The sequence below is a fragment of the Flavobacterium caeni genome (assembly GCF_900101895.1).
Classification (GTDB): domain Bacteria; phylum Bacteroidota; class Bacteroidia; order Flavobacteriales; family Flavobacteriaceae; genus Flavobacterium; species Flavobacterium caeni.
Genome location: NZ_FMVF01000006.1, coordinates 1 through 26248, shown reverse-complemented (window position 1 = coordinate 26248; position 26248 = coordinate 1). Strand labels below are relative to the sequence as shown.

The window sequence follows — 26248 nt, the reverse complement described above, 5'->3', positions numbered from 1 at the left end:
CAGGAGTCATTTTTACCGTATTCTTTTTACCGCAAAGGACGCCGAGTTTTCCGCAAAGTAAAGAAGGGGCTTTTTGTGGCTTTGAGAACTTCGCGTAAACCTTTGCAAACTTTGCGGTTAACTCAGCCAAAGCTTAGTCTAAAACATTTTCAAAAAACACAAAGAATAAGTCTTTGCAGTTAAATCAACTCACGCGCAGCACAAAATAATTCTTTTTGCCGCGTTGCAACAACACAAACTGGTGGTTGATCAAATCCTTTTCGCCGAGCATAAAACCTTCGGCTACTTTCTCTTTGTTCACCGAGATCGAATTCTCGGCCAACGCACGTCTGGCCTCGCCGTTCGATTTCAAAAAGCCCGATTTTTCGTTGAGCACGTCTACAATGTCGATGCCTTTCTGCACGTCTTCGAGCGCGACTTCGGCTTGCGGTACGCCGTCGAAAATTTCGAGGAACGTCAAACTGTCGAGCGTTTTGAGTTCGTCCGAAGTCGAATTGCCGAACAAAATATTCGACGCCTTGATCGCGCGGTCCAATTCCTCCTTGCCGTGTACAAACGTCGTGACTTCTTCGGCCAACTTCTTTTGCAACGCGCGCAAATGCGGTGCTTCTTTGTGCTGTGCAATCAACACGTTGATGACCGACTGGTCGAGGAACGTAAAAATCTTGATGTATTTCTCGGCGTCTTCGTCCGAAGTATTGAGCCAAAACTGGTAGAATTTGTACACCGATGTCTTGTCGGCGTCAAGCCAAATGTTCCCGCCTTCCGATTTCCCGAATTTCGAACCATCCGACTTGGTGATCAGCGGCGTCGTGAGCGCAAACGCCTTGGCCTCGGTGTTCGGATTCAACCTACGCACAAGTTCGGTGCCCGTGGTGATGTTGCCCCATTGGTCTGAGCCGCCCATCTGCAAAAGACAGTTGTGGTGTTTGTGCAGGTGGTAAAAATCGTAGCCTTGGATAAGTTGATAAGTGAATTCGGTAAACGACATGCCGTCGCCCGCCTCGCCGCTCAATCTTTTCTTGACCGAATCCTTGGCCATCATGTAATTGACGGTAATCCGCTTGCCCACTTCACGCGCAAAATCGATGAACGAAAAAGTCTTCATCCAATCGTAATTGTTCACCATGATGGGCGCGTTGGCATCGGTCGAACCAAAATCCAAAAACCGCGACAGCACGCGTTTGATGCCCGCGACGTTCTTCGAAAGCTGCTCCTCGTCGAGCAAATTCCGTTCGTCCGATTTGCCCGACGGATCGCCAATCATGCCCGTCGCACCGCCCACGAGCGCAATCGGCTGGTGTCCGAAATTCTTCAAATGAACCAGCAAGATGATCTGCACCATGCTCCCGATGTGCAAAGAATCGGCCGTCGGATCAAACCCAATATAAGCCGTGGTGGCTTCTTTGAGCAGTTGTTCTTCTGTTCCGGGCATGGCATCGTGGTAGAGCCCGCGCCACTTTAATTCTTCGACTAGGTTTTTCATTTTGAAATAATTTGGGGCAAAGATAGTTGTAAGTTGTAAAGTTTCAAAGTGGTTTTTTGGGAGCTGGTTCCCGCTTTCCGCAGTATCTTTTACGGCCTCGCTGGCGCTCGGCCATAAAAGGATACTTGCTGCAATCGGGGCTAGGGCATTGTCGTTCCAAATGCGACATTCGTTAATCGACGTTCTTCGTTTACTTGAATCTCAAACATCGATTAACGAACGCCGAACTTTGAAGTTTAGATGTTTGCCACTATCTTTACGAAATGATACTCCTCACAGGCGCCACCGGACTCGTCGGCTCACACCTCGCACTAAAACTGGTGCAAGACCACCAACCCGTTACGGCCATTTACCGCGCAAATCATTCCATCCAAAAAACACGCGAAGTCTTTGCGCTTTATGGCCAGGAAAACCTTTTCGAACGCATCAACTGGATCGAAGCCGACATCACAGACGTGCCGTCGCTCGAACTGGCGTTCCGCAACATCGACTACGTGTACCATTGCGCCGCCAACATTTCGTTCGACCCCGCCGACGAAGCATTGCTACGCAAAGTGAATATCGAAGGTACGGCCAATATTGTCAACTTTTGTCTGCAATACGGCGTCAGGAAATTGTGTCATGTGAGCTCGATCGCGGCGCTCGGCGACTTGAAACCCGGCGAACCCATCATCACCGAAGACACCGAATGGAATCCCGAAAAGCCCCATTCCGATTACGCCATCTCTAAATACGGCGCCGAAATGGAAATCTGGCGCGGCCTGCAGGAAGGCCTGCCCGCAGTGGTGGTCAATCCGGGCGTAATCCTCGGACCGTTGTTTTGGAATTCGGGCAGCGGCGAAATCTTTTCGCGCGTCGCCAACGGGCTGCCGTTCTACACCAAAGGCGTCACCGGTTTCACGACCGTAGACGACGTGGTCACCATCATGATCAAACTTATGGAAAGCGAAGTCAGCGGCGAGCGGTTTGTGGTGGTCTCTAAAAACGTATCGTTCGAAAGCATGCTCAAAGCCATCGCCCAGGCGTTGGGTGTCAAACCGCCCTCGATCCCTGCCAAGCCCTGGATGACCTCGATGGCGTGGCGCCTCGATTGGCTGGCCGGCGTGTTCGGCAAAAAACGCTCGTTGAGCCGTTCGATGGCACATTCGCTACACCAACGCGATACGTATTCAAGCGAACGCGTCGGGTTTGCATTGTACCATACGTTTGCAAACCTCGAAGCCTATGTGGCCAAGATTGCGGCCTACTACCCCAAAAAAACTACTTGATTTGCCCAGGATCGCCGGGTGGCGTGGGCGTTGTTCTTCCTTCTTTCTTGGCCAGCGAATCGGCCGTTGTTTTCTCGGCCTGGAGCCGCGCATCGACCTTTTCGTAGATTTTCCTGTATTTTTCGATCTCGGCCGCGTAGTATTGGTTGCTGTGCGCAAACTGCACGCTGTCTATGTTGTATTTTTTATAGACATAACCCGCCGACGAATTGTCGCTGAGCTTGGCATCGCGCGTTTTCATCGCCTCGAGCACCGACAAATCATACAGGATGTCTACCATCGTGGCTTCGTCGATCAAATTATCGGGTTTCTCGACCGCCGATTGTCCGCAGCCCCATGACAAAACCACCAGTAAAAAAAGTGCTTTTTTCATCTTCTAACGATTAACGGTCAAAGGTAAGTCGCTGGCCCAATCGCACGTCCTTGACCTTGAAGTTGTTGTACACGAGTTGCCCGTTGACAAAGGTATGGGTGATGCGCGACTTGAAGTTGTAGCCCTCAAACGGCGACCACCCGCATTTGTACAGGATGTTCTCTTTCTTGACATTCCACGGCAGCCCAGGGTTCACGATCGCCAGATCGGCAAAATAACCCTCGCGGATGAAGCCGCGTTTTTCGATCTTGAACAGCTTGGCCGGGTTGTGCGCCATTTTCTCGACAATCTTCTCGACCGAGATCTTGCCTTGGTGGTGCGCCTCGAACATCGCCACGACGGCATGTTGTACGAGCGGTCCGCCCGATGGCGCCTGCAAGTATTTTTGTTTTTTCTCTTCGAGTGTATGTGGTGCGTGGTCTGTAGCAATCACGTCGATGCGGTCGTCGAGCAGCGCTTCCCACAACGCGGCGCGGTCGTCGGCGGTCTTGACGGCAGGGTTCCATTTGATGAAATTGCCCTTGGTCGCATAATCGTCGTTGGTAAACCACAAATGGTGCACGCAGACTTCGGCCGTGATTTTCTTTTCTTCGAGCGGAATCTTGTTGGTAAACAGCTCCATCTCCTTGGCCGTCGACAAATGAAAAATGTGCAAGCGCGCACCTGTTTTCCTGGCCAGCGCAATCGCCTTGGACGACGACAGGTAACACGCCTCGGCGCTGCGTATCAAATGGTGCGCAGTCACGGGAACGTCGTCGCCGTATTCGGCCTTGAATTTTTCGAGGTTGTCCTTGATGGTTTGTTCGTCTTCGCAATGCACGGCAATCAGCATGGGCGTAGACGAGAATATCTTTTCGAGCGTCGCCTCGTTGTCGACCAGCATGTTGCCCGTAGAAGACCCGAGGAAAATTTTGATGCCTGCCACGTTCTTCGGATTGGTCTTCAGGACTTCTTCGAGATTGTCGTTGGTGGCACCCATCATGAACGAATAATTCGCAAACGACGTCTCGGAAGCGATCTGGTATTTTTGCTCGAGCAGTTCTTGCGTCACCGCATTCGGGACGGTGTTGGGTTGTTCGATGAACGACGTGATCCCGCCCGCTACGGCCGCGCGTGATTCCGACGCGATGTCGCCTTTGTGCGTGAGCCCGGGTTCGCGAAAATGCACCTGGTCGTCTATGGCGCCTGGGATCAAATAACTGCCTTCGGCATCGATGATCTTGGTGGCCGACGATTTGGCGCTGATCGTTTCGGCAATCTCGGCGATGAATTGGTCTTCGATAAGGAGGTCGCCCTCAAAGATTTGGCCTTCGTTGACAATCTTGGCATTTTTGATGAGTATGCTGTTCATTACAATCGGTTGAATAATTTGCTGATGCGCAACTGGATCACGCCAAAAACGGCTTCGGTGATGATGGCGTTGCTCATTTTGGATTGGCCCTTGGTACGGTCGGTGAAAATGATCGGCACCTCGACAATGTTGAATTGCTTGGCAAAGGCGCGGTATTTCATTTCAATCTGGAACGCATAACCGATGAATTTTATTTTATCGAGGTTGATGCTGCGCAGCACGTCGGCCTTGTAACAAATGAAACCCGCCGTGGCATCGTGAATCTTCATGCCCGTGATCAGCTTGACATAGACCGATGCGAAATACGACATCAGCACACGGCTCAGCGGCCAGTTGACCACATTGACGCCCGTGACGTAACGCGACCCGACGGCCACATCGGCGGTACCAAAATGACACGCATCGTACAGTTTTTCGAGATCGGCGGGGTTGTGCGAGAAATCGGCGTCCATCTCAAAAATAAGCGGATAACCTTTGTCGAGCGCCCATTTAAAGCCGTGCACATAGGCCGTGCCGAGCCCTGCTTTCTTGGCGCGTCGTTCCAGAAACAGCCGTTCGGGAAATTCGGCCTGCAACGCAACCACTTTTGCGGCGGTTTGGTCGGGCGAACTGTCGTCGATCACAAGTATGTCGAACGACCGGTGCAACGAAAGCACCGCGCGTACGATACTTTCAATGTTCTCGATTTCGTTATAGGTCGGGATGATGACCAGGCCGTCGCGCATAGGGTGGAATTTAGCGCAAAAATAAACTTTTTACGGCAGTCGTGTCCTAATAAAATGATAATAAAAATTAGTAATTTTGCCGCATGATGACCGACACCGTGCTCGAGCCGAGAATCCTTGAACCCCGCGACTGGGCGACCATTGTGTTTTTGGTCGCGTTTGCGCTTATCGTGTTGGCCAAGTCATTTTTCGAGACGCGTTTCAACGAATATTTGCGGCTCGTGGTTTCGGACAAATACGTCAAAGTGTACCGCGACGGCTCGCACCTGATGAGCGGATTCACGATTTTGCTTTTTATCGTGCAGTTGTTGTCTTTGGCGTTCTTTGCGCAACTTGTGCTGGCCCACTTTGGTTATGTCGCCAAAACCGATTGGATTGTGTTCATCCAAATCCTTACTTTGCTGATTGTATTTTTGTTGTCGAAGTTTTTGATCGAAAAAATCATCGCGACCTCGTTCAACATGGAAGAATTTGTCGAACAATTCAACCTGCAAAAGGTAAGTTACCGCACCTACATTGGGCTGCTGGTGCTTCCTATCGATATTGTACTTTTTTACAACGACAATCCGTCAAATTTTCTGATTTATTTCTTTATTGTTGCGGTATTGTTAATAAATCTGTTAACATACTTGGCGTCTTTAAGGAATTATCAAAACTTACTGCTCAATCGTCTATTCTATTTTATTTTGTATCTTTGCGCACTTGAAATAGCCCCCTACTATTTCATGTACTATTGGTTTACGAAAAGTTAGCATATTTATTTGTCTCTATATGAAAGTGAAAACTATTTTAGTCTCACAGCCGGAACCCAAGGTCGAGAATTCCCCTTATTTTGAGTTGCAGCAAAAACACAAAGTAAAAATCGATTTTAGGCCGTTTATCCACGTCGAGGGAGTCAATGCTAAAGATGTAAGATTACAAAAGATAGACCTCAACAACTACACCGCCATCATCCTGACCAGCAAGAATTCGGTCGACCATTTTTTTAGGGTTGCCGAGGAAATGCGCTACAAAGTTCCCGAAGACCTCAAGTATTTTTGCCAGAGCGAAGCCATTGCGTTTTACCTGCAAAAGTATGTGGTATACCGCAAGCGCAAGATTTATGTCGGTCAAAAGGACTTTGCCGATATGGCGCCGCTGATCAAAAAATACAAAGACGAGAAATTCCTGTTGCCGGCCTCAGACCAGCTCAACGCCGACATTCCGCCGGTTCTGGACAACCTCAAAGTCAATTGGACACCGGGCACGTTTTACAAAACCGTGATGAGCGACCTTTCGGATTTGGCCGATGTGTATTACGATGTATTGGCTTTCTTTAGCCCTACCGGAATCAAATCGCTGTTCAAGAATTTCCCCGATTTCGAGCAAAACAACACGCGTATCGCGGTATTTGGCAGCACCACGCAAAAAGAAGCGCTCGAACATGGGTTGCGCATCGACATCCTTGCGCCAACGCCCGACACGCCTTCGATGACGATGGCGCTCGAGAAATATATTGCCGAAGCGAACAAGGGAAAATAGCGCCTTCGGCGAAATTAACTTGCTTCGCTTCGTTCAGTTCGCCTGCGGCTCGAGTCCAATATAAAAATTCCAAATTCCAAAACGTCGAAAGGACCGATTGGAATTTGGAATTTGTTTTTTGGAATTTAATTGTAAATAAAAAGGCGCTTTGTTAAAGCGCCTTTTTATTTACAATTGTGGGCCGGCTTTGACAAGGCTTTGCCCTTCTTCATTATCCGTATATTGTTCGAAGTTCTTGATGAAACGTCCGGCCAAATCGTTGGCTTTTTCGGTCCATTCACTTTCGTTTGCATAGGTTTTTCGAGGATCTAGGATTCCAGTATCTACCCCTTCGAGCGACGTTGGCACATTGAAATTGAACACCGGAACGGTTGTCATCCCGGCTTGCTCGATCGATCCGTCGAGGATGCGGTCGATGATGGCACGCGTGTCCTTGATCGAAATGCGTTTGCCTGTGCCGTTCCAACCGGTATTGACCATATAGGCCTGTGCGTTGTGCTGCTCCATCTTTTTGACGAGCTCCTGCCCGTACTGCGTTGGGTGCAGCGTCAGGAACGCCTTGCCGAAACAGGCAGAGAAGGTCGGCTGCGGCTCGGTCACACCGCGTTCGGTACCCGCGAGCTTGGCCGTAAATCCTGAAAGGAAATAATATTTGGTTTGTTCCGGCGTCAGTTTCGAAACCGGCGGCATCACGCCAAAAGCATCGGCCGTAAGGAAAATCACTTTGTTCGCATGACCCGCTTTAGACACTGGCTTGACGATGTTTTCGATGTGGTAAATCGGATAAGAGACGCGTGTGTTTTGCGTTACCGATCCGTCGGTAAAATCGATCTTGCCGTTGGCATCGAGTGTGACGTTCTCGAGCAGGGCGTCCTTTTTGATCGCGTTGTAGATGTCGGGCTCGTTTTGCTTGCTCAAATCGATGGTCTTGGCATAGCATCCGCCTTCAAAGTTGAACACGCCATCGTTGTCCCACCCGTGCTCGTCGTCGCCGATAAGCTCGCGTTTAGGGTCGGTCGACAACGTAGTCTTGCCTGTCCCCGACAGTCCAAAGAACACCGCCACATCGTCATTCTTGCCTTTGTTGGCCGAACAGTGCATAGACGCGATGCCTTGCAACGGCAGGTAGTAGTTCATCATCGCAAACAATCCTTTCTTCATTTCGCCGCCATACCAGGTACCGCCAATGAGCTGCATCTTTTCGGTCAGGTTAAAGGCGATGTACGTTTCCGAATTCATGCCGTGTGCCGCAAAATCCTTGAACCCTCTTTTAGAGGCGTTCATGACGATAAAATCGGGCTCGCCATAATTTTCGAGCTCTTCTTCGGTCGGACGGATGAACATGTTTTTGACAAAATGCGCCTGCCATGCCACCTCTACGATGAAACGCACTTTCAGGCGTGTATTTTGGTTGGCGCCACAAAACGTGTCCACCACGAACAAGCGCTTGCCCGACAATTGGTTGACGGTGTTTTCCTTGAGTGCATTCCAGGTGGTTTGCGGGATGGGTCTGTTGTCGTTGGGCGCTTTGTCTGATGGCCACCACAAAGTGTTTTCGGTGACGGCATCCTTGACGATGTATTTGTCTTTTGGGGAACGTCCGGTAAAATCGCCGGTCATTACGTTAACGGCGCCAAGCTCAGAAAGTTGGCCTCTTTCGAATCCTTCGAGGCTTGGGTCAAGCTCTTCATTGTACAGTTGGTCATACGACGGATTGTACACAATTTCTTCTACATTTTTAATTCCATATTTTTCCAACGAAATCGATTTCGCAGTTGGGGTGAAATGGTTCATAAAGTTGCGTTTGAATTAGGCAACAAATGTAAAAATTAAAATCGAGCTACAACGTTTTCGTTGGAAAATTATGATTTTTTACGGATTAAATCGACAAAAAGCCAAAACCAAGCGACAATTAGCAATAATCCTCCAATAGGCGTGACAATTCCGAGGGGTTTTAAGTCTATTCCCGACAACCCTTTTGTGGTCAAAACATAGATCGAGCCCGAAAACAAGACGACCCCAAAAACCACAAGGTTGAAAATAAATTTTCGGGCCTTATCCGACACAGCGGCCGTAGTTCCGACAAATAACAAAAACAACGCATGGTACATCTGGTATTTGACACCCGTCTCGAATGCGATGAGTTGCTCTGGTGTCAGTACTTGTTTGAGTGCGTGGGCACCGAACGCACCCAGGATGATGGCGGTCAATCCAAGGATTGTGGCTATAGAAAGGACTTTGGTTTGCATACATCATTGGTTTGACGCAAATATAAGACACATCGACGAGATTTCAAGGCGGCATCGAACAGACGACAAAAAATAGCTACATTTGCAACAATCAAAAAACAAATCAATGAAAAAATGGACCCTATTGTTTGTGCTGGCGTTCACGGTGAACGTGGCTGCGCAAGCCGTCAAATCGGGCGAAAAATTCGTGTATTCGGCCGCTTATAACATGAGCGGATTGCTCACGCCGCTCGCACAAGTCAAAATGGAAACCGAAACCGTCAAGACGTCAAAGAACACCTTGCTGCATTTGAGCTGCGAGGCCACAACGTTCAGCAAATGGGACTCGTTTTTCAAGATCCGCGACACGTATGAATCGTATGTAAATCCGGCCACATTCAAGCCAAGCCTTTACAAGCGCGACATCTTTGAAGGCAAGTACACCAAAAAAGAAAAGTACCTGTTCAAGGGCAACGTGATTACCAGCACGGTCAAGAAAAAGAACGCGCCCGAGACCACCAAAAAATTCTCGATCGGCGCCAATACCAACGACGTCGTGACCATTTTGTACCAGCTGCGCAATGTCGATTTCAGCAAATTCAAAACCGGGCAAACCAAGACCTTCACCGTGGTGTTCGACGAAAAACAAATGAATGTGTCGGCCAAATACATGGGCAAGGAAACCGTCAAGGCGGGCAACCTGGGCAGCAAAGAATGTTACAAGATTTCGATTGCAGCCAAAACCGACAAGCTCAAGGGCACCGACAAAAACCTGATCTGGCTCACCGCCGACGCCCGCAAAGTACCCGCGCTGATCAAATTCAGCATCCCCGTGGGCACAGGACAACTTACATTAACCAACGCATCCGGAATCTAATGAGAAAAGTATACAACATTTTAGCCGTCCTGTTCCTTTTGGTCAGTATCGTTTTTGCCGTATTGCCGATGGGCACATTGGCTGTTTTGCCCGTGGCACTCGCGCTCATCTTTAGCGGATTGGCCTTTTTTATTTCGGAGGCCGATGCCAAGAAATTCCCTAAAATATTGCTGATCCTATCGGTGATCTTGCTCGTGGTGGTCTTGGCCAAGGCGATGATGCCCGACGAAGTAGCCACCGACACCGAATTCGAACAAAAGAAAATCGAATCGAAAAATGAAGATTTGAAAGACCTCGAAGAACTCGAAGGTTTAGAATAAAATCTAACCGCAAAGGCCGCCGAGTTTTACGCAAAGCAAGTAAGGCTTCGCACTTAATAACATAAACCTTCACGTACTTTGCACAACCTTTGTGCGCTTTGTGGTAAAAATAACCGCAAAGGTCGCGAAGTTTTGCGCAAAGCAAGGGAGGTCCAAACGTAGAACCAATTCCTTTGCATCCTTTGCGATATCTTTGTGTGCTTTGTGGTAAAAATAGCCGCAAAGGCCGCGAAGTTTTACGCAAAGCAAACGAAGTTTCGCGCTTAAAATAAAGACCTCGCTTACTTTGCGAAACCTTTGTGTTCTCTGTGGTTAATTAACGCGAAGGTCGCGAAGTTTTACGCAAAGTGCACAAAGCTTTGATTCTTTGCGAAACCTTTGTTTTCTTTGCGGTAAAATAAACCGGTAAAACTTACCATGAGAAATATCTTGATTATAGGCGCGGGCCGTTCGGCTTCGTCGCTGATCCAATACCTATTGAACAAATCCGATGAGGAACGTCTGCACGTGACCATCGCCGATTTATCGCTCGAACTCGCCGAGCGCAAAACCAATAACCACCACAACGCGACGGCCATCGCGCTCGACATCCACAACACCGCAGACCGTCAGCGCGAAATCCAAAAGGCCGACATCGTCATTTCGATGTTGCCCGCGCACATGCACATCGAGGTGGCCAAGGACTGTGTCGCGTTCAAAAAGCACATGGTCACGGCGTCGTACGTCAGCGATGCGATGCAAAGCCTCGACGCGGCCGCCAAGGAAAACGGGCTGGTATTCATGAACGAAATCGGGCTCGATCCGGGCATCGACCACATGAGCGCGATGAAAATCATCGACGAGATCCGCGACCAGGGTGGGAAAATGCTTTTGTTCGAATCGTTTTGCGGCGGATTGGTGGCCCCAGAATCGGACAACAATCTTTGGAACTACAAGTTCACATGGGCCCCGCGCAATGTGGTGCTCGCCGGACAAGGCGGTGCGGCCAAATTCATCCAGGAAGGCACCTACAAATACATCCCGTACCACAAACTGTTCCGCCGTACCGAGTTCTTCGAAGTCGAAGGTTACGGCAAATTCGAGGGCTACGCCAACCGCGATTCGCTCAAATACCGAAGTGTATACGGTTTGGACGATGTGTTGACGTTGTACCGTGGTACGATCCGACGCGTGGGTTATTCGCGCGCCTGGAACGTGTTCGTTCAACTTGGCATGACCGACGACAGCTATGTGATCGACGATTCCGAAAACCTCAGCCATCGGGACTTCACGAATCTTTTTCTGCCTTATCACCCCACCGATTCGGTCGAAATCAAGCTGCGTTTGCAATTGGGCCTCGCGCAAGACGACGTGATTTGGGACAAACTGCTCGAACTCGATTTGTTCAATCCCCACAAAAAAACCGGGCTCAAGAACGCGACACCCGCACAAATGCTCGAAAAAATCCTGGCCGATGCGTGGACGCTCGCCCCAGACGACAAAGACATGATTGTCATGTACCACAAATTCGGGTTCGAACTAAACGGCGTAAAGCGCCAGATCGATTCAAAAATGGTGTGTATCGGCGACGACCAAATCTACACCGCCATGGCCAAAACCGTCGGGCTTCCCGTAGCCATGGCGACCTTGCAGATACTCAACGGCAACATTACTACGCCGGGCGTGCAGCTGCCGATCAACCGCGAGGTCTATTTGCCGATCTTGAAAGAATTGGAGGAGTTTGGCGTGGTGTTTTCGGAGATTGAGATGCCGTACGTGGGTTATAATACGCCGCTGCTGTAATACTTTAACCGCAAAGCGCGCAAAGGATTCGCAAAGATAAATGCTTGAAACTCGGCTGACTTTGCGAAAACTTCCAATTCTTTGCGTTAAAATCTCGTTTCTGTTTCAGATTAAAATCAAATGTGTATTTTTGATTAAAATCCGAAATAATGAAAATCAATTCGCTTCAAATTGAAATTGACGGTATAGACAAAGAAATCCTTCGTGATCTCATGGAAGATGCGCGCAAACCCATCCTGCAAATCGCCAATAAAATAGGCATTTCGGGCGCAGCCATCCACCAAAGATTGCGCAAACTCGAGCAAGCGGGCGTGATTTCGGGATCGAAATTCACGGTGAGCAACAAAGTTTTGGGTTACAGCACGATGGCGTTTGTCGGGATTTACCTGGACAAAGCCGCGCGCAACCTGGAAGCCGTACGCGAACTCAAAAAAATACCCGAGGTTTTGGAATGTCATTACACGACCGGGAATTGGTCGATCCTGATCAAAATCATCTGCCGCGACAACGAACATTTGATGCATTTACTCAACACCAAGATCCAGGCGATCGAGGGTGTTTCGAGGACGGAGACGTTTATTTCGCTCGACCAGCAAATCGAGCGACAAATCCAGCTCTAAATTCCAAATCCCAATCGTTCTTAGAAGTTTTGGAATTTGGAATTTGGAATTTGGTGCTTTGGTTAGAATGCGCCCGCCAATTCGCGTGCAAAATCCTCCAACTTCACGTTCCCCTGCGGCATTGCGCCCGAAGCAAAATAATCTTCCTGGACAATACCCGAAGCGATACCCTGCCCCATTTCGAGATAGCCCTCGGCGATTGTTTTTTTCAAACCGGCGCCAAGCATCCCATTCAAAGCGTCTTCATCTGAAAATTGTACCCAAGGCAACTCGGGTTTGCCGATTGTGGTTCCGACGACTTTGGCGATATCCGAAAAAGTGCGGACATCACTCGAAACGTATTCATGTGTTTTTCCGGTAAAATCGAGCGCGAGCAAATGTTGGATTGCAACGGCCGCAATATCTGACGGATGCACAAGCACGAATTTTTCCTCTGGCTTGCCAAAGTTCGAACCCATGATGCCAGCATTTTTGATCAAGTCGACCATGGTGTAGAGGTTGGTGTAGAAATACGACGGACGCAAATGCAAAACGTCGATGTTCAACTGATCGAGTTGCTTTTCAAGGTACGAAAGGCCATTGATTGGGCCCGCGCCATAACCCAAATGCGCCCCGATGCTCGAGAGCTGCACGACTTTTTTGACCCCGCTTTCCCTTACGGCTTGGGCATAATTGTCGGCGATTTGACGCATGAACGCGGGCCAATCCTCGGGCGTCCAAACGGGCGGGATCATCAAATAAATGGCATCGGCACCGGTAAAGGTTTGGGTGAGGAACGCGACATCGTTGACATCGCCAATGGCGGCTTGGGCACCAAGGTTTTCGATGGCTGCTTTTTTGTTCGCATCGCTGCTGATGACGATGACTTCATGGTTCGCTGCGACCAAAGCTTGGACAATGGGTTTGCTGATATTTCCGGTCGACCCGGTGACAATGTACTTCATGGTAAAAATATTTTTAATGTGTTGTACAAAGGTATTTTTATACTTACTTTTGTACAAGTACCTACCAAAAAGTATGTAATATGCGCGACATCAAAGAAACTTCGACCAACAACGACAACCGCAAACAAATCATCGTGGCGTGTCCCGTGAGTTTTACCTTAGACAAAGTAGGTGGCCGTTGGAAGCCGCTCATTTTATGGAACCTGCGCGAAGGCAAACGCCGCTACAGTGACCTGCGCAAAGCCATCCCGCCAATTACAGAAAAAATGCTCATTCAACATTTGAAACAACTCGAAGCCGATGCGCTCGTGACGCGAACCGTAGTAGAAATCATGCCGCCGCACGTCGAATACCATTTGACCGATGCCGCGAAGGAATTGCTGCCCGCGCTCGATACTTTGGCGCAATGGGGATTGCGGTACAGTCAATCGTAAGCGGAATGTTTTGACAACGACGCGACCCTAGCCCCGGTTGTCCCGAAGCGTCGGGAGAAATCCTTTTGCGGCCGCAGCGCAGCGGAGGCCGTAAAAGATTGCAGCGAAAAACGGGAAATAGCTCCAAAAAAAAAAATCCGCCCAAAAGAGCGGATTTCTATTTTTAGCCCAAACGCTTACTCGCGTCGGCCCATATAAATCATCACATAGTACAGCAACGTGCCGAGCGAACCGATTGCGGCCACCACATAAGTCCTTGCGGCCCATTTGAGCGCATCTTTCGATCCGTCGTGTTCCTCGCGTGTGAGCATGCGTTTGTTCTCGAGCCAAGCCAGCGCGCGGTTACTCGCATCGTATTCTACAGGCAAGGTAATGAACGCGAACAGCGTCGTGAGCGCAAACAAGACAATCCCAATGAGCAGCAACTGCGGAAACGTATTGATGAGCAACACGCCCGCGAGCAACACCCACTGGATGATGTTCGACGCGAACGACACCACCGGCACCAATTTCGAGCGCATCGTAAGCCAGCTGTAAGCCACATTGTGCTGTACGGCGTGCCCCACTTCGTGCGCGGCTACGGCAGCAGCGGCAGCGTTGCGTTGGTTGTACACCGCTTCTGAAAGGTTGACGGTTTTGTCGGCGGGGTTGTAATGATCGGTGAGTCGGCCGGGGGTAGAGATCACACGTACGTCGCGGATCCCGTGGTCGTCGAGCATCTTTTGCGCGATTTCGGCGCCGCTCATGTTGTTCTGCAAATGCAGCTTCGAATATTTGTCGAACTTACTTTGCAAACGTTGTGAGACCAGCCAGCTCGCCAGCATGATCGCACCCATAATAATCCATCCTAAATACATCTTTTATTTTTTTAAGGTTTTGGTCGACCGCCTCCATCAAAATCTGCACCACGGCGGTTTATGGCAGGTTGTATGCAATTTTGTCAGTCGAGGAAGTCAAATGTCCAATGTCGAAAGTCTGAACGGATTGTCTTTGACGCGTCTCGTTCAGACTTTCGACGTTCGACGTTCGACAAAAATCTACCCCACCAAGTTAATGATTTTTCCCGGAACAATGATTACTTTGTTCGGCGTTCTTCCTTCGAGCTGTTTGATCGTGCGCTCGTCTTTCATGACGATTTCTTCGATTTGTGCGGCCGTCAAATCGAGCGGCAGCTCCATCGTGAAACGCATCTTTCCGTTGAACGATACGGGATACTCCTTGCTGCTTTCTACCAAATATTCTGGGTTGAATTTAGGGAACGGCGCTTTCGAGATGCTGTCCTGGTGTCCGAGTTTCTCCCACAATTCCTCGGCAATGTGCGGCGCGTAAGGCGAAATCAACACGGCGAGCGGCTCCAATACCGAACGTTCGTGGCAGTTCATCGCGGTAAGTTCGTTGACGGCGATCATGAATTGCGACACCGAGGTGTTGAACGAAAAACCTTCGATGTCTTCGGTGACTTTCTTGATGGTTTTGTGCAGCGTTTTCAAGGCGTCCTTGCTCGCCGGATTGGCCGTCACGACCAAGCCTTTGTCGTCGAAATACAATTTCCAGAGTTTTTTGAGAAACCCAAAAACGCCCGTGATGCCTGCGGTATTCCACGGCTTGTATTGTTCGAGCGGCCCGAGGAACATTTCGTAAAGTCGCAACGTATCGGCGCCGTATTCTTCGCAAATGTCGTCGGGGTTGACCACGTTGTATTTGGATTTGGACATTTTTTCGACTTCGCGCGTGACGACGAATTTGCCGTTGTCCTCAAGGACAAATTCGGCCTCCTTGAAATCCTCGCGCCAGTTGCGGAACGCTTCTACATCGAGTTCATCCGATGCGTTGACAAACGACACATCGGCGTGGATCGGCTGGGTACGACGTCCGTCGATCTTGCCCTTGGACACAAACTTGTTCGTGCCTTCGATGCGGTGCGCGAATGCCGACGTCCCGAGAATCATCCCCTGGTTGATCAATTTCTTGAACGGCTCCTGTTGGTGGATAAAGCCGCGGTCGTACAAAAACTTGTTCCAGAAACGGCTGTACAACAAGTGCCCTGTTGCGTGCTCGCTGCCGCCAATGTACAAATCGACATTTTGCCAGTACTGCTCGTCTTCTTTAGAGACAAACGCCTCCTTGTTGTGCGGATCCATGTAGCGCAACCAATACCACGAGCTTCCCGCCCAACCCGGCATGGTGTTCAATTCGAGCGGAAACACGGTTTTGTGGTCGATCAAATCGTTCGCAACCACTTTGCTCTCGGCCGTACTCCACGCCCATTCTTTTGAATTCCCGAGCGGCGGTTGGCCGTCTTCGGTAGGCAGGTATTTTTCGACTTCGGGCAAAACAATCGGCAAATGTTGCGCGTCGATCATTTGCGGCAGCCCGTCTACATAATACACCGGGAACGGTTCGCCCCAGTAACGTTGGCGCGAAAACACCGCGTCGCGCAGTCGATAATTGGTTTTGCCTTGGCCGAGTTCGAGCTTTTCGAGTTCGGCGATGGCTTTTTGGGTGGCTTCTTTGTAGTTCAATCCGTCGAGGAAATCCGAATTCGCGATCGTAACGTTGTCCTTAGACGAAAACGCCTCTTTCGAAATATCGACATCCGCAAAAATATTCTTGATCGGCTGCATGCCGTTCTTGCCTTGCATGAAATTCGCAAACGCATAATCGCGCTCGTCGCCGCACGGCACGGCCATCACGGCGCCGGTTCCGTAGCCCGCGAGCACATAATCGCCCACCCAAACCGGAATCGGTTCCTTGGTAAACGGATGCTCGGCGTAGGCGCCCGTAAACACCCCCGAAATGGTCTTGACATCGGCCATGCGTTCGCGTTCGGAACGTTTAGACGTCGCGTCGACATACTGCTCAACCGACTGTTTCCATTCCTCGGTCGTGATTTTCGCGACGAGTTCGTTTTCGGGGGCAAGCGTCAGGAACGTCACGCCAAAAATAGTGTCGGGACGTGTCGTGAACACGTTTATTTCGTATCCCGAATGGTCGTTACCCGCCAGGAAATGTTCTACGTTGCTTTGCGCACCTTCTGAATCGAGCACCTTAAACGTGACGAGTGCACCCGTCGATTTGCCGATCCAGTTTTCCTGCGCGTCTTTGAGCGATTGCGTCCAATCGATGTCCTTCAAACCATCGAGCAAACGTTGCGCATAGGCCGAAATACGCATGCTCCATTGGGTCATTTTTTTGCGGATGACGGGAAATCCGCCGCGCTCCGAAACACCGTTGACGATTTCGTCGTTGGCCAAAACGGTTCCCAGTCCGGGGCACCAGTTGACTTCGGTTTCGGCCAAATAAGTCAAGCGGTATTGCAGGAGAATTTTTTCTTGTTGGGATTTCGAAAATCCGTTCCAATCATCGGCAGAGAAAGTGTCAATGTTGTCGTCTGAAACCGCATTCACATTGGCGTTTCCGTCTTTTTGGAAGTGCTCGATCAACGTGCAGATGCTTTCGGCTTTGTTGGTTGTTTTGTTGTACCACGAATTGAACAATTGGATAAAAATCCACTGTGTCCATTTGTAATAATCGGGCGACGACGTGCGCACTTCGCGGTCCCAATCGAACGAAAACCCAATTTTGTCGAGCTGCTCGCGGTAGCGTGCGATGTTCTCGCGCGTGGTCTTTTCGGGGTGCTGCCCGGTTTGTATCGCATACTGCTCGGCCGGCAACCCGAAGCTGTCGTAGCCCTGCGGATGCAATACGTTAAAGCCTTGGTGGCGCTTGAATCGGGCGTAAATATCCGAGGCGATGTAACCCAGCGGATGCCCTACGTGCAACCCCGCGCCCGACGGATAAGGAAACATGTCGAGCACATAGTACTTTGGTTTGTCACTGTGGTTCTCGGCGGCAAAAGTTTGGTTTTGTGCCCAGTATTTTTGCCAACGGGCTTCGATTTCGTTCGGATGGTATTTCATTCTTTAATGTACTTTTATTTTTTACCGCAAAGTTCGCTAAGATTTACGCACAGAAAAGGACGTTCGTCGGCTGATTCTTGGCGATCTTTGCGAAAAAACTTTTCGCCTTTGCGTTAAAACCGTAACAAACTTCGCCTCTTCTTGTCGTTCTCTGAGTGCGAGCGCAAATTTACGCTTATTGGACTAAAATTAAAACTTTGGCCCTCAGAAACCGAAATGTTTACTATTTTTACGGCATAATTGTTCCCTCTATGAGATCTTCATTCGAAAAGTTTCAAAAACGCAGACTCATTTCGTCCTATTTTTCGGTTGTCTTAAGTATTTTCCTCGTGTTGTTTTTGCTTGGCATTTTGGGGTTGTTCGTGATCAATTCGCGTAGACTCTCCGACAATTTCAAGGAAGAGATCGCGATGACCGTCTTTTTCAAGAACGAAGCCAACGACAGCGTAATCGGCGCGTTCAAAACACAACTCCAGGCCGAGAAATTCGTCAAAAGCAGCGTGTATGTGACCAAGGAAGAGGCGGCCAAGAACCACCAGGACATCATCGGCGAAGATTTCATGAATTTCTTGGGAATGAACCCTTTGCAGAATTCGTTCGACATTTACCTCAATTCAGAATACATCAACACCGAAAGCGTCCGCAAGATCGAAAGCACGTTCCGCATGAACGAAATGGTAGCCGACGTGGTCTATGACAAACAGCTCATCTCGATGGTGAACGACAACATCCAGAAAGTATCGATGTGGATCTTGATCATTTGCGGAATTTTTGCCGTGATTGCGGTACTGCTCATCAACAGTTCGATGCGGCTTTCGATTTACTCCAACCGATTCATCATCAAGACGATGCAAATGGTAGGCGCGACCAAGTCGTTCATCCGCAAGCCGTTCATTTGGCGCAGCATCCGATTGGGCATACTGGGATCGATACTGGCCATTCTGGCGCTGGTGGGTGTGCTGTATTACCTCAACGTCAATTACCCGGCGCTCGAAGTCCTGGCCCAGCCCGAACTGGTGGCCGCGGTACTCGTGGGCGTGTTGCTCGTGGGCATCTTGATTTCGTGGATCAGTACCTTTATTGCCACGACACGTTTCTTGAATTTGCGCACCGACGACCTTTACTAGGGTTATTCGGCCGTTAAAACATACGATTATGGAAAACAACGAAAATAAATCGGACTTCCTTTTTGAGAAGGTCAACTACAAAATCCTGCTGATTGGGATTGCCGTGATTGCGCTCGGGTTCATCCTGATGTCGGGCGGCGGCAGCGACGACCCCAAGGTTTTCAGCGATGCGATTTTTGATTTCAGACGCATCCGCTTGGCGCCTACCGTCGTGTTGATTGGTTTTGGCATCACGATTTACGCGATCCTAAAAAATCCGAAAAAGTAATTTGAAAATGAGGCAATTTGAAAATTTGGAAATGGGAACCCGCGTCGGTTTTGCGTTTCTGGTTTCAAATCGCATTGCCGTTTTTTTTCAAATCGAATAGAGCGCCCGCATTTCATTTTCAAATTTTCAAATTTTCACCCGAGCCCGTTAGGGCGAACTGAACGTAGTTAAATTTTCAAATTCCCTTGAACACCCTACAAGCCATCATCCTGGCCATCATCGAAGGCCTGACCGAGTTCCTGCCCGTTTCCTCGACCGGACACATGATCATTGCGAGTTCGTTTTTTGGCATCGCGCACGACGATTTCACCAAGTTGTTTACCATCGTGATCCAACTCGGCGCCATCTTGTCGGTGATCGTGCTTTATTTCAAAAGATTCTTCCAGACGTTTGACTTTTACCTCAAATTGTTCGTCGGGTTTATCCCTGCGGTTATCCTCGGACTTTTGCTCAGCGATTTTATCGACGGATTGCTCGAGAACCCCGTCACGGTAGCCATTTCGTTGCTTTTGGGTGGATTGGTATTGCTCAAGGTCGATGATTGGTTCTCCTCGGCCGAGGAAAAACAATCGACACAAGAAATCAATTATGCTACCGCTTTTAAGATTGGCCTTTTTCAATGTTTGGCGATGATTCCAGGCGTATCGCGCTCTGGGGCAAGCATCGTGGGTGGCATGGCGCAAAAACTCTCGCGCACAACGGCCGCCGAATTTTCGTTCTTTCTAGCCGTACCCACCATGTTTGGCGCCACGGCCAAGAAATGTTACGACTACTACAAAGCCGGATTGGTTTTGAGCGACGACCAGGTGAATCTGCTTATTATCGGCAACGTGGTCGGGTTTGTCGTGGCCATGCTCGCGATCAAATCGTTCATCGGATTCTTGAGCAAGAACGGATTCAAGGTTTTCGGGTACTACCGCATTGCAGCCGGACTCGCGATCTTGATCATCCACTTTTTCATCCACAAACTGACCATTGTGTGAAAACGCCAGAGGACTTTCTCGCGGGCCAGGTTTTGCTGATCGACAAGCCCCTGCATTGGACGTCGTTCCAGGCGGTCAACAAACTCAAATGGGCGCTCAAAAGCAAATTGGGGCTCAAGAAAATCAAGATCGGACACGCGGGCACCTTGGATCCGCTCGCCTCGGGATTGCTGCTCGTTTGCACGGGCAAAGCCACCAAACAAATCTCGGAACTGCAAGGACAGGTCAAGGAATACACGGGAACGATTTTCATCGGTGCAACCACGCCGTCGTATGATTTGGAAACCGAAATCGACCAAACCTTCGACACAACCCACATCGACGAAACACTGGTCCGTCAAACCGTCGAAAAATTCCTGGGTGAAATAGACCAAAAACCACCCATTTTCTCGGCCATCAAAAAAGACGGAAAACGTTTGTACGAGCATGCACGCGCCGGCGAAACGGTCGAAATCGCGTCGCGAAAAACCACCATCTACGAATTCGAACTCACGCGCATTGCATTGCCCGAGGTCGATTTCAGGATCCAATGCAGCAAAGGCACTTACATCCGGTCGATCGCACATGACTTTGGGCAGGCGATGGATTCGGGTTCGCATTTGACGGCTTTGCGCCGGACAAAAATCGGGGATTACGACGTAGCGCAAGCGCAGGATGTTTTGGCGTTTGTCGATACACTGGCCCCGAATACAGACTAAATACACAGCCTATTGGCGTTGCGGGTTTTACGGGAAACTAATTCCAATCTTTGGGAAATCGGGCGGTATGTGTACGGGCTTCGCTGTTCATCTACAAACTTTAACAAAAACTACAGAAAATCTACCGCCAAAATTCACCAGAATTGCTTAGGGATAAACCTACTACTTTGCCCCCTACCCTAGAGCTAAAATAAGCCGTTTTCAAATACGCTCAAAACGGAAAATCTGTACTTTTTCACCACCAATCACCGACCGGTCTGAAGCGGCAACTTTAACAAAAACTACAGAAAATCTACCGCCAAAATTCACCAGAATTGCTTAGGGATAAACCTACTACTTTGCCCCCTACCCTAGAGCCAAAATAAAATTTAATTAATTTCGGTCAAAATAGACCCGAGCCCGAAGGGCGAACTGTACGAAGTAAAAATCTGTATTTTAACCAACGATCGCCGGGTCGCAACGCACTACCGTTTCGAATAAATCAACCGTTCCAACTCGACCATCAAATCAACCACTTCTTTTTGTACAGACAAACCTTTGTCGTGCAAATACCACAATTGTAGCTCGGTCTTTGCGGTCTCGTCTATGGTGCCGTATTGCCGTTTGTAGCTCGTGATCAAATCGGCGGCGCCTTTCGGACGCGGTCCCCAACTGCCCAGTATTTTGTTGCTCTCGGGTTCCAACACGATCAACTTGGGTATAGACCGCGCGCCGTTGGTCAGGAATTGTTGCATCAGCGGTTCGTTCTCGTCGCGAAAAGCCACCTTCAATTCGATTTGCTTGGTGAGCGTCGCCATTTTGTTGAGCACGGGCAAAATCTGCGCGGCATCGCCGCACCAACCCTCCGAAAGCACGAGCCAGATGTAGTTTTTCTTGAGTGCGAGCAGTTTGTGGATGTGGTCTTCGGTCACCGCTATTTTCTTGTCAAGCCTGTTCATGCGCGCTTCGTTGAGCTTGGTGTAGTGCACCAAATCCTCCGATTGCTGGTTGCCCGACACCGCTCCGTTTTGGAGCAGCGCGGTCACAATGCTGCGGTACTTGACATACGAATGGCTTTTGAGCAGGCCCTCTGCGACGGCTAGTTTCATGGTTGTTTTTTTACATCTCAAATTTACGGATTAAATCGCGCTGCACCGCCATCGTTAACATTTTTTGGCATCGGCATTTAGACCAAAAAGATTATGATTATATTTGCACTCGCATTGAAAAAGAACCACAACGCCATACCACAATGAAGTACAAAAGAATTCTCCTCAAGCTGAGCGGCGAAGCGCTCATGGGCGACCGCCAATACGGCATCGATCCGGCGCGTCTGGCCGAATATGCCGACGAGATCAAGCAAATCCACGACCAGGGCGTGCAAATCGCCATCGTCATCGGCGGAGGCAACATCTTTCGCGGCGTAGCGGGTGCCGCCAATGGCATGGACCGCGTACAGGGCGACTACATGGGCATGCTCGCCACGGTCATCAACGGCATGGCCTTGCAGGGCGCGCTCGAAGACAAAGGCATGCTCACGCGTTTGCAAACCGCATTGAAGATCGAAGCGATCGCCGAGCCCTACATCAAACGCCGCGCGGTGCGCCACCTCGAAAAAGGCCGCATCGTCATTTTTGGCGCAGGCACGGGCAATCCGTACTTCACGACCGATACGGCAGCGGTATTGCGCGGGGTCGAAATCCACGCCGATGTCATTTTGAAAGGCACGCGCGTAGACGGTATTTACACCGCCGATCCAGAGAAAGACGCCTCGGCCACCAAGTACGAATCGCTTTCGTTTGCCGATGTCATCAGCAAAGGCCTCAACGTCATGGATTCGACCGCCTTTACGCTAAGCCAGGAAAACGAGTTGCCCATCGTGGTGTTCGACATGAACAAAAAAGGTAATTTGACGAAAATCTGCGCCGGCGAAAATATCGGCACGGTCGTCAACGTTTAATGATTTTTTAGGAGCTGTTTCCCGCTTTCCGTTGCAATCTTTTTGGCTCATGCTTCGCCAAAAAGGATTTCCACTTCAATCGGGGCTAGGGCATCCCACAAAATATAAAATCCAAACCAATGGAAGAAATTGATTTCATACTCGAAAGCACCGAAGAATCGATGACAGGTTCGCTTGCGCACCTCGAAAAAGAATTCACCAACATCCGCGCGGGCAAAGCTTCGCCGGCCATGATTGGCGGCGTGTTCGTCGATTACTACGGCTCGGCTACACCCATCTCGCAGGTGGCCAACGTCAACGTCCCAGACGCGCGCACGATCACGATCGCCCCTTGGGAAAAGAACATGCTGCAGCCCATCGAAAAGGCCATCATGGTAGCCAACATCGGCTTTAACCCGATGAACAACGGCGATCAGATCATCATCAACGTGCCACCGCTCACCGAGGAACGTCGCCGCGATTTGGCCAAACAAGCCAAAAGCGAGGCCGAGGACGCCAAGATCGGCATCCGCAACGCGCGTCAGGAAGCCAACAAAGAGATCAAGAAACTCGAAAAAGACGGCGCGTCCGAAGACCTCTGCAAAAACGCCGAAGAAGATGTGCAAAGCCTGACCAACAGCTACATCAAAAAAATCGACGATTTGCTTTCGCTCAAGGAAGCCGAGATCATGAAAGTGTAATTTTTGCAAAACATACCCAAGCGCCGAAAAAAACGGCGCTTTTTTTGTGGGCGGCCGCTCCCTACATTCTGTTAAAACCCCAACCGATTTTTGTTATTTCGCTTATCTTTAGACCCTAATCCAAATTCGTTGGCCAAGCGTTTGCTTCTTTTGTGCGTGTTTTTTTCGCTTGCCGCGCAGGCGCAAATCCACTTGAACGGCGTAATCAGGGACGCTTCGACCAAGAAACCGTTGCCGTTCGCATCGATCACCACCCCAACAGGATTGTACACCATGGCCGACGTAGACGGCAAATTCACGCTCGAAAGCCTACAGCCTGTCTCGAATTTCACCGTGTCTTATGTGGGGTTCGACAAGGCCAACGTTGCGGTTTCGTCCGGACGTAAATTCTACAGCGTTTGGCTGCAACCCGCGTCGGCACAACTCGACGAGGTATCGGTGGCACCCGACCAGGCCGCCGTCAACCTGATCAGACGTGTGGTGCGCGACAAAAACCAAAACAATCCGCAAAAAAAACTCGCAGGTTTCGAGTTCAAGGCCTACAACAAGCTGGTCATCACAGCCAACCCCGATTCGATCGACGGCCGTATCGATTCGATTTTTGCGAACAAGGGCCGTAAAAAGAAACTCGCCAAGGTCGACTCATCCGATTACAAATTCAAGAAAGTCATCCGCGAGCAACATTTGTTTCAAACCGAAAAAGTCTCGCAATACCAGTTCGCGCAAGGCCATTTGAAAGAAACCGTACTGGGGACCAAAATGTCGGGATTCAAGCAACCCATTTACGAAATCCTTGCGTTCAATTTACAGTCGTTTTCGGTATATGAAGACCGTTATGAATTGTTCGAAACGCGTTACAATTCGCCCATCGCCGCCGATTCGTACACCGACTACAATTTCAAGATCATCGACAGCACGACCATCGACGGCCGCCAGGTAAAAATGGTTTATTTCAAGAACAAAAAGAAAAGCAAGGCCGCGGGGCTCGAGGGCGTGCTCTACATCGATACCGAAAACTTTGCCGTCGCCAAGGCCATCATGCGCATCCGCGGGGTGCTGGACATCAGCGGCGTGCACGAGTTCGAATACCTGCCCGACCAACGGTTGTGGTTTCCTACCAACAAAAGTTTCAAGATCATCAAGGGCAAGAACAACGACGACATCCGCGTGCTTGGCGAAACGCTCAAATTCGATTCCGACGACGATGGCGCCGAAGACGGCCGACGTCCGCGCGTAGCCTCAGACTTTACCTATGTGCTGAGCGAGACCAATTATTTTGACCAAAAGTACAATGTGCCCGTGGTGATCCGGCACCCGTCGATTTACATCGAGGTCAAGGACGATGCCGAAGACCAACCCGAAACATTCTGGAACCGTTACCGCAAGGACAGCCTCGATTTGCGCAGCCAAAAAACCTATGTGGCGCTCGACAGCCTGGTCGAAAAAGAACGCATCGAAAAGCGCTTGCTGCAGGGCCGAAAAATTCTCAACGGCTATGCGCCGCTGGGCCCGGTGGATCTTGATTTGCGCTATTTGCTGAGCTACAACAATTACGAAGGTTTCCGGTTTGGGCTCGGCGGACGCACCAACGAACGGTTTTCGCGCAAGTACCGCATAGACGGGTACACAGCTTATGGCATCAAGGACGGCGCGTTCAAATACAGCCTGGGATTCAGCAGCCGTATCGGGAAATTCTCGAATTCGTGGGTCGGCGCTTCGTATACCGACGATGTGCGCGAAATCGGCAGCACGTCTTTTGCGATCGACAAACGCGTGTTCAAGCTTTATGATCCGCGGCCCATCAACGTCAGTACATTTTACCAGCACAAGACCTGGCGCGCTTACCTCGAGACCAAAATCCTACCCAAAACCGAAAGCATCTGGCAACTCACCTACAGCAATGTCGAACCCAAGTTTTCGTACGTCTACAACCGCGACAACGAACTTTTTTACCGGTACACGATGACCACGGCGCAGGCATCGGTGCAATGGAATCCGTTTAGCGATTACATGCAAACGCCACACGGACGCATCGAAGTCGAAAAGCGTTTCCCGAAGTTCACGTTCCAGTTTACGCAGGCGCTACCCGAGGTGTTGGGCAATGATTTTGTGTTTTCGAAAATCGACTTCCGCACCGAATACGAGCGCAAATACATGAACGGCCAAAAGACGAGCCTTTTGTTCGAAGCGGGTTATGCGCATGGCGATGTACCGCTCACGCACCTGTACAACAACACGCCCAACAACCTGACCAAGGACCGGTTGCTGCAACGCATCACCATTGCGGGCAAGAACGCGTTCGAGACCATGTATTTCAACGAGTTTTTCTCGAGCAGGTACGCGATGCTCCAGTTCAAGCATGCGCTCAAGCGGTTCAAGATCGTCAAAAAAGTACGCCCCGAGTTTGTCATCTTATCGCGCGCGGCCTATGGCGATTTGGACAACCGCGAGCAGCACGTGGGTTTTGACTACAAGACGTTGGAAAACGGCTACTTCGAATCGGGACTCGAAATCAACCAAATCTACAGCGCATTCGGGCTTGCCGGGTTCTACCGCTATGGCCCGAACCAGTTGCCGCGGTTTGAGGACAACCTGGCCGTCAAGATTTCGTTTGTGTTGAACCTTGGGTTTTAGTATTTACCGCAAAGACGAAAAGTCAAACGCAAAGGTACCTAAGGCTTTGTGAGCTTTGCGAAACCTCTGT

The 26248-nt window shown here is 49.9% G+C and carries 26 protein-coding genes; 16 read left to right on the top strand and 10 right to left on the bottom strand.

Going from position 1 to position 26248, the window contains the following annotated elements; translation table 11 throughout:
• Positions 1-183, top strand: a 183-nt coding sequence (locus BLP55_RS17160; RefSeq protein ID WP_211516816.1) for a hypothetical protein, incomplete at its 5' end; no start/stop codon positions are given.
• A 1-nt stretch (position 184) separates the two neighbouring features.
• On the opposite strand, the gene tyrS is transcribed toward BLP55_RS17160, so the two are convergent.
• On the bottom strand, positions 185-1486 hold the full coding sequence (tyrS, locus tag BLP55_RS07030) for a tyrosine--tRNA ligase (protein ID WP_091141637.1): 1302 nt from the start codon (positions 1484-1486) through the stop codon (positions 185-187).
• A gap of 263 nt (positions 1487-1749) precedes the next feature.
• Between tyrS and BLP55_RS07025 the strand changes: the two genes are divergently transcribed.
• On the top strand, positions 1750-2754 hold the full coding sequence (locus tag BLP55_RS07025) for an NAD-dependent epimerase/dehydratase family protein (protein WP_091141636.1): 1005 nt from the start codon (positions 1750-1752) through the stop codon (positions 2752-2754).
• Here BLP55_RS07025 and BLP55_RS07020 read toward each other — a convergent pair.
• Genes BLP55_RS07020 through BLP55_RS07010 form a run of 3 tightly spaced genes read right to left on the bottom strand, consistent with a single transcriptional unit; the run spans position 2747 to position 5203 of the window.
• Complete coding sequence (locus BLP55_RS07020) at positions 2747-3127, bottom strand: DUF4296 domain-containing protein (RefSeq protein WP_091141635.1); 381 nt, start codon at positions 3125-3127, stop codon at positions 2747-2749. The two genes, BLP55_RS07025 and BLP55_RS07020, sit on opposite strands and share 8 nt — an antisense overlap.
• Before the next feature lie 10 nt (positions 3128-3137).
• The gene (locus tag BLP55_RS07015; protein WP_091141634.1) at positions 3138-4478 is read right to left on the bottom strand and encodes a dihydroorotase; all 1341 of its coding nucleotides are present in this window, start codon (positions 4476-4478) and stop codon (positions 3138-3140) included.
• Positions 4478-5203, bottom strand: coding sequence for a polyprenol monophosphomannose synthase (locus BLP55_RS07010; protein ID WP_091141633.1), 726 nt, complete (start codon positions 5201-5203; stop codon positions 4478-4480). The genes BLP55_RS07015 and BLP55_RS07010 overlap by 1 nt, the downstream gene beginning before the upstream one ends.
• A gap of 83 nt (positions 5204-5286) precedes the next feature.
• Between BLP55_RS07010 and BLP55_RS07005 the strand changes: the two genes are divergently transcribed.
• On the top strand, positions 5287-5955 hold the full coding sequence (locus BLP55_RS07005) for a DUF4271 domain-containing protein (RefSeq protein ID WP_317040288.1): 669 nt from the start codon (positions 5287-5289) through the stop codon (positions 5953-5955).
• Positions 5956-5974: 19 nt separating this feature from the next.
• Positions 5975-6724: a uroporphyrinogen-III synthase gene (locus BLP55_RS07000; RefSeq protein WP_091141632.1), complete on the top strand. Its 750-nt coding sequence runs from the start codon at positions 5975-5977 to the stop codon at positions 6722-6724.
• A gap of 168 nt (positions 6725-6892) precedes the next feature.
• Here the strand turns inward: BLP55_RS07000 and pckA are convergent, their stop codons facing one another.
• Both pckA and BLP55_RS06990 read right to left on the bottom strand, forming a co-directional pair.
• Positions 6893-8518, bottom strand: coding sequence for a phosphoenolpyruvate carboxykinase (ATP) (gene pckA, locus BLP55_RS06995; RefSeq protein ID WP_091141631.1), 1626 nt, complete (start codon positions 8516-8518; stop codon positions 6893-6895).
• Positions 8519-8586: 68 nt separating this feature from the next.
• Entirely contained in the window at positions 8587-8973 is a 387-nt protein-coding gene (locus BLP55_RS06990) for a DUF423 domain-containing protein (RefSeq protein ID WP_091141630.1), read from the bottom strand.
• A 106-nt stretch (positions 8974-9079) separates the two neighbouring features.
• Here BLP55_RS06990 and BLP55_RS06985 point away from each other — a divergent pair, with 106 nt between their 5' ends.
• The 4 genes from BLP55_RS06985 (at position 9080) to BLP55_RS06965 (ending at position 12551) form a co-directional block, all read left to right on the top strand.
• Positions 9080-9829 (top strand): DUF3108 domain-containing protein, encoded by a 750-nt coding sequence (locus BLP55_RS06985; RefSeq protein WP_091141629.1) that lies wholly within the window; start codon positions 9080-9082, stop codon positions 9827-9829.
• Positions 9829-10149 carry a hypothetical protein gene (locus BLP55_RS06980; RefSeq protein WP_091141628.1) on the top strand — a complete coding sequence of 107 codons (321 nt, stop codon included), beginning with the start codon at positions 9829-9831 and terminating at the stop codon, positions 10147-10149. Before BLP55_RS06985 ends, BLP55_RS06980 begins: the two co-directional genes overlap by 1 nt.
• A gap of 417 nt (positions 10150-10566) precedes the next feature.
• Positions 10567-11931: a saccharopine dehydrogenase family protein gene (locus tag BLP55_RS06970; protein ID WP_091141626.1), complete on the top strand. Its 1365-nt coding sequence runs from the start codon at positions 10567-10569 to the stop codon at positions 11929-11931.
• A 149-nt stretch (positions 11932-12080) separates the two neighbouring features.
• Positions 12081-12551 carry an Lrp/AsnC ligand binding domain-containing protein gene (locus BLP55_RS06965; protein WP_091141625.1) on the top strand — a complete coding sequence of 157 codons (471 nt, stop codon included), beginning with the start codon at positions 12081-12083 and terminating at the stop codon, positions 12549-12551.
• Positions 12552-12613: 62 nt separating this feature from the next.
• Here the strand turns inward: BLP55_RS06965 and BLP55_RS06960 are convergent, their stop codons facing one another.
• Complete coding sequence (locus BLP55_RS06960; RefSeq protein WP_091141624.1) at positions 12614-13495, bottom strand: SDR family oxidoreductase; 882 nt, start codon at positions 13493-13495, stop codon at positions 12614-12616.
• Between the two features lie 80 nt (positions 13496-13575).
• Between BLP55_RS06960 and BLP55_RS06955 the strand changes: the two genes are divergently transcribed.
• On the top strand, positions 13576-13929 hold the full coding sequence (locus BLP55_RS06955) for a winged helix-turn-helix transcriptional regulator (protein ID WP_091141623.1): 354 nt from the start codon (positions 13576-13578) through the stop codon (positions 13927-13929).
• Between the two features lie 176 nt (positions 13930-14105).
• Here BLP55_RS06955 and BLP55_RS06950 read toward each other — a convergent pair whose 3' ends face one another.
• Complete coding sequence (locus BLP55_RS06950; protein WP_091141622.1) at positions 14106-14786, bottom strand: zinc metallopeptidase; 681 nt, start codon at positions 14784-14786, stop codon at positions 14106-14108.
• 180 nt (positions 14787-14966) lie between these two features.
• On the bottom strand, positions 14967-17849 hold the full coding sequence (gene leuS, locus BLP55_RS06945; RefSeq protein WP_091141621.1) for a leucine--tRNA ligase: 2883 nt from the start codon (positions 17847-17849) through the stop codon (positions 14967-14969).
• A gap of 251 nt (positions 17850-18100) precedes the next feature.
• On the opposite strand from leuS, the gene BLP55_RS06940 reads away from it, so the two are divergent.
• The 4 genes from BLP55_RS06940 (at position 18101) to truB (ending at position 20925) form a co-directional block, all read left to right on the top strand.
• Positions 18101-18976: a cell division protein FtsX gene (locus BLP55_RS06940; RefSeq protein WP_091141620.1), complete on the top strand. Its 876-nt coding sequence runs from the start codon at positions 18101-18103 to the stop codon at positions 18974-18976.
• 28 nt (positions 18977-19004) lie between these two features.
• Positions 19005-19244, top strand: a complete 240-nt coding sequence (locus tag BLP55_RS06935) for a DUF3098 domain-containing protein (protein WP_091141619.1) — start codon at positions 19005-19007, stop codon at positions 19242-19244.
• Between the two features lie 185 nt (positions 19245-19429).
• The gene (locus tag BLP55_RS06930; protein WP_091141618.1) at positions 19430-20227 is read left to right on the top strand and encodes an undecaprenyl-diphosphate phosphatase; all 798 of its coding nucleotides are present in this window, start codon (positions 19430-19432) and stop codon (positions 20225-20227) included.
• Entirely contained in the window at positions 20224-20925 is a 702-nt protein-coding gene (gene truB, locus BLP55_RS06925; RefSeq protein WP_091141617.1) for a tRNA pseudouridine(55) synthase TruB, read from the top strand. Before BLP55_RS06930 ends, truB begins: the two co-directional genes overlap by 4 nt.
• Positions 20926-21389: 464 nt before the next feature.
• On the opposite strand, the gene BLP55_RS06920 is transcribed toward truB, so the two are convergent.
• Positions 21390-22013, bottom strand: coding sequence for a thioredoxin family protein (locus BLP55_RS06920; RefSeq protein ID WP_091141616.1), 624 nt, complete (start codon positions 22011-22013; stop codon positions 21390-21392).
• A 143-nt stretch (positions 22014-22156) separates the two neighbouring features.
• On the opposite strand from BLP55_RS06920, the gene pyrH reads away from it, so the two are divergent.
• The 3 genes from pyrH to BLP55_RS06905 all read left to right on the top strand — a co-directional run bounded on the left by pyrH (position 22157) and on the right by BLP55_RS06905 (position 26178).
• Positions 22157-22864 (top strand): UMP kinase, encoded by a 708-nt coding sequence (gene pyrH / locus BLP55_RS06915; RefSeq protein WP_091141795.1) that lies wholly within the window; start codon positions 22157-22159, stop codon positions 22862-22864.
• Between the two features lie 119 nt (positions 22865-22983).
• Complete coding sequence (gene frr / locus BLP55_RS06910) at positions 22984-23544, top strand: ribosome recycling factor (protein ID WP_091141615.1); 561 nt, start codon at positions 22984-22986, stop codon at positions 23542-23544.
• A 129-nt stretch (positions 23545-23673) separates the two neighbouring features.
• On the top strand, positions 23674-26178 hold the full coding sequence (locus tag BLP55_RS06905) for a DUF5686 family protein (protein WP_244503435.1): 2505 nt from the start codon (positions 23674-23676) through the stop codon (positions 26176-26178).
• The last annotated feature ends 70 nt before the right edge of the window (positions 26179-26248 follow it).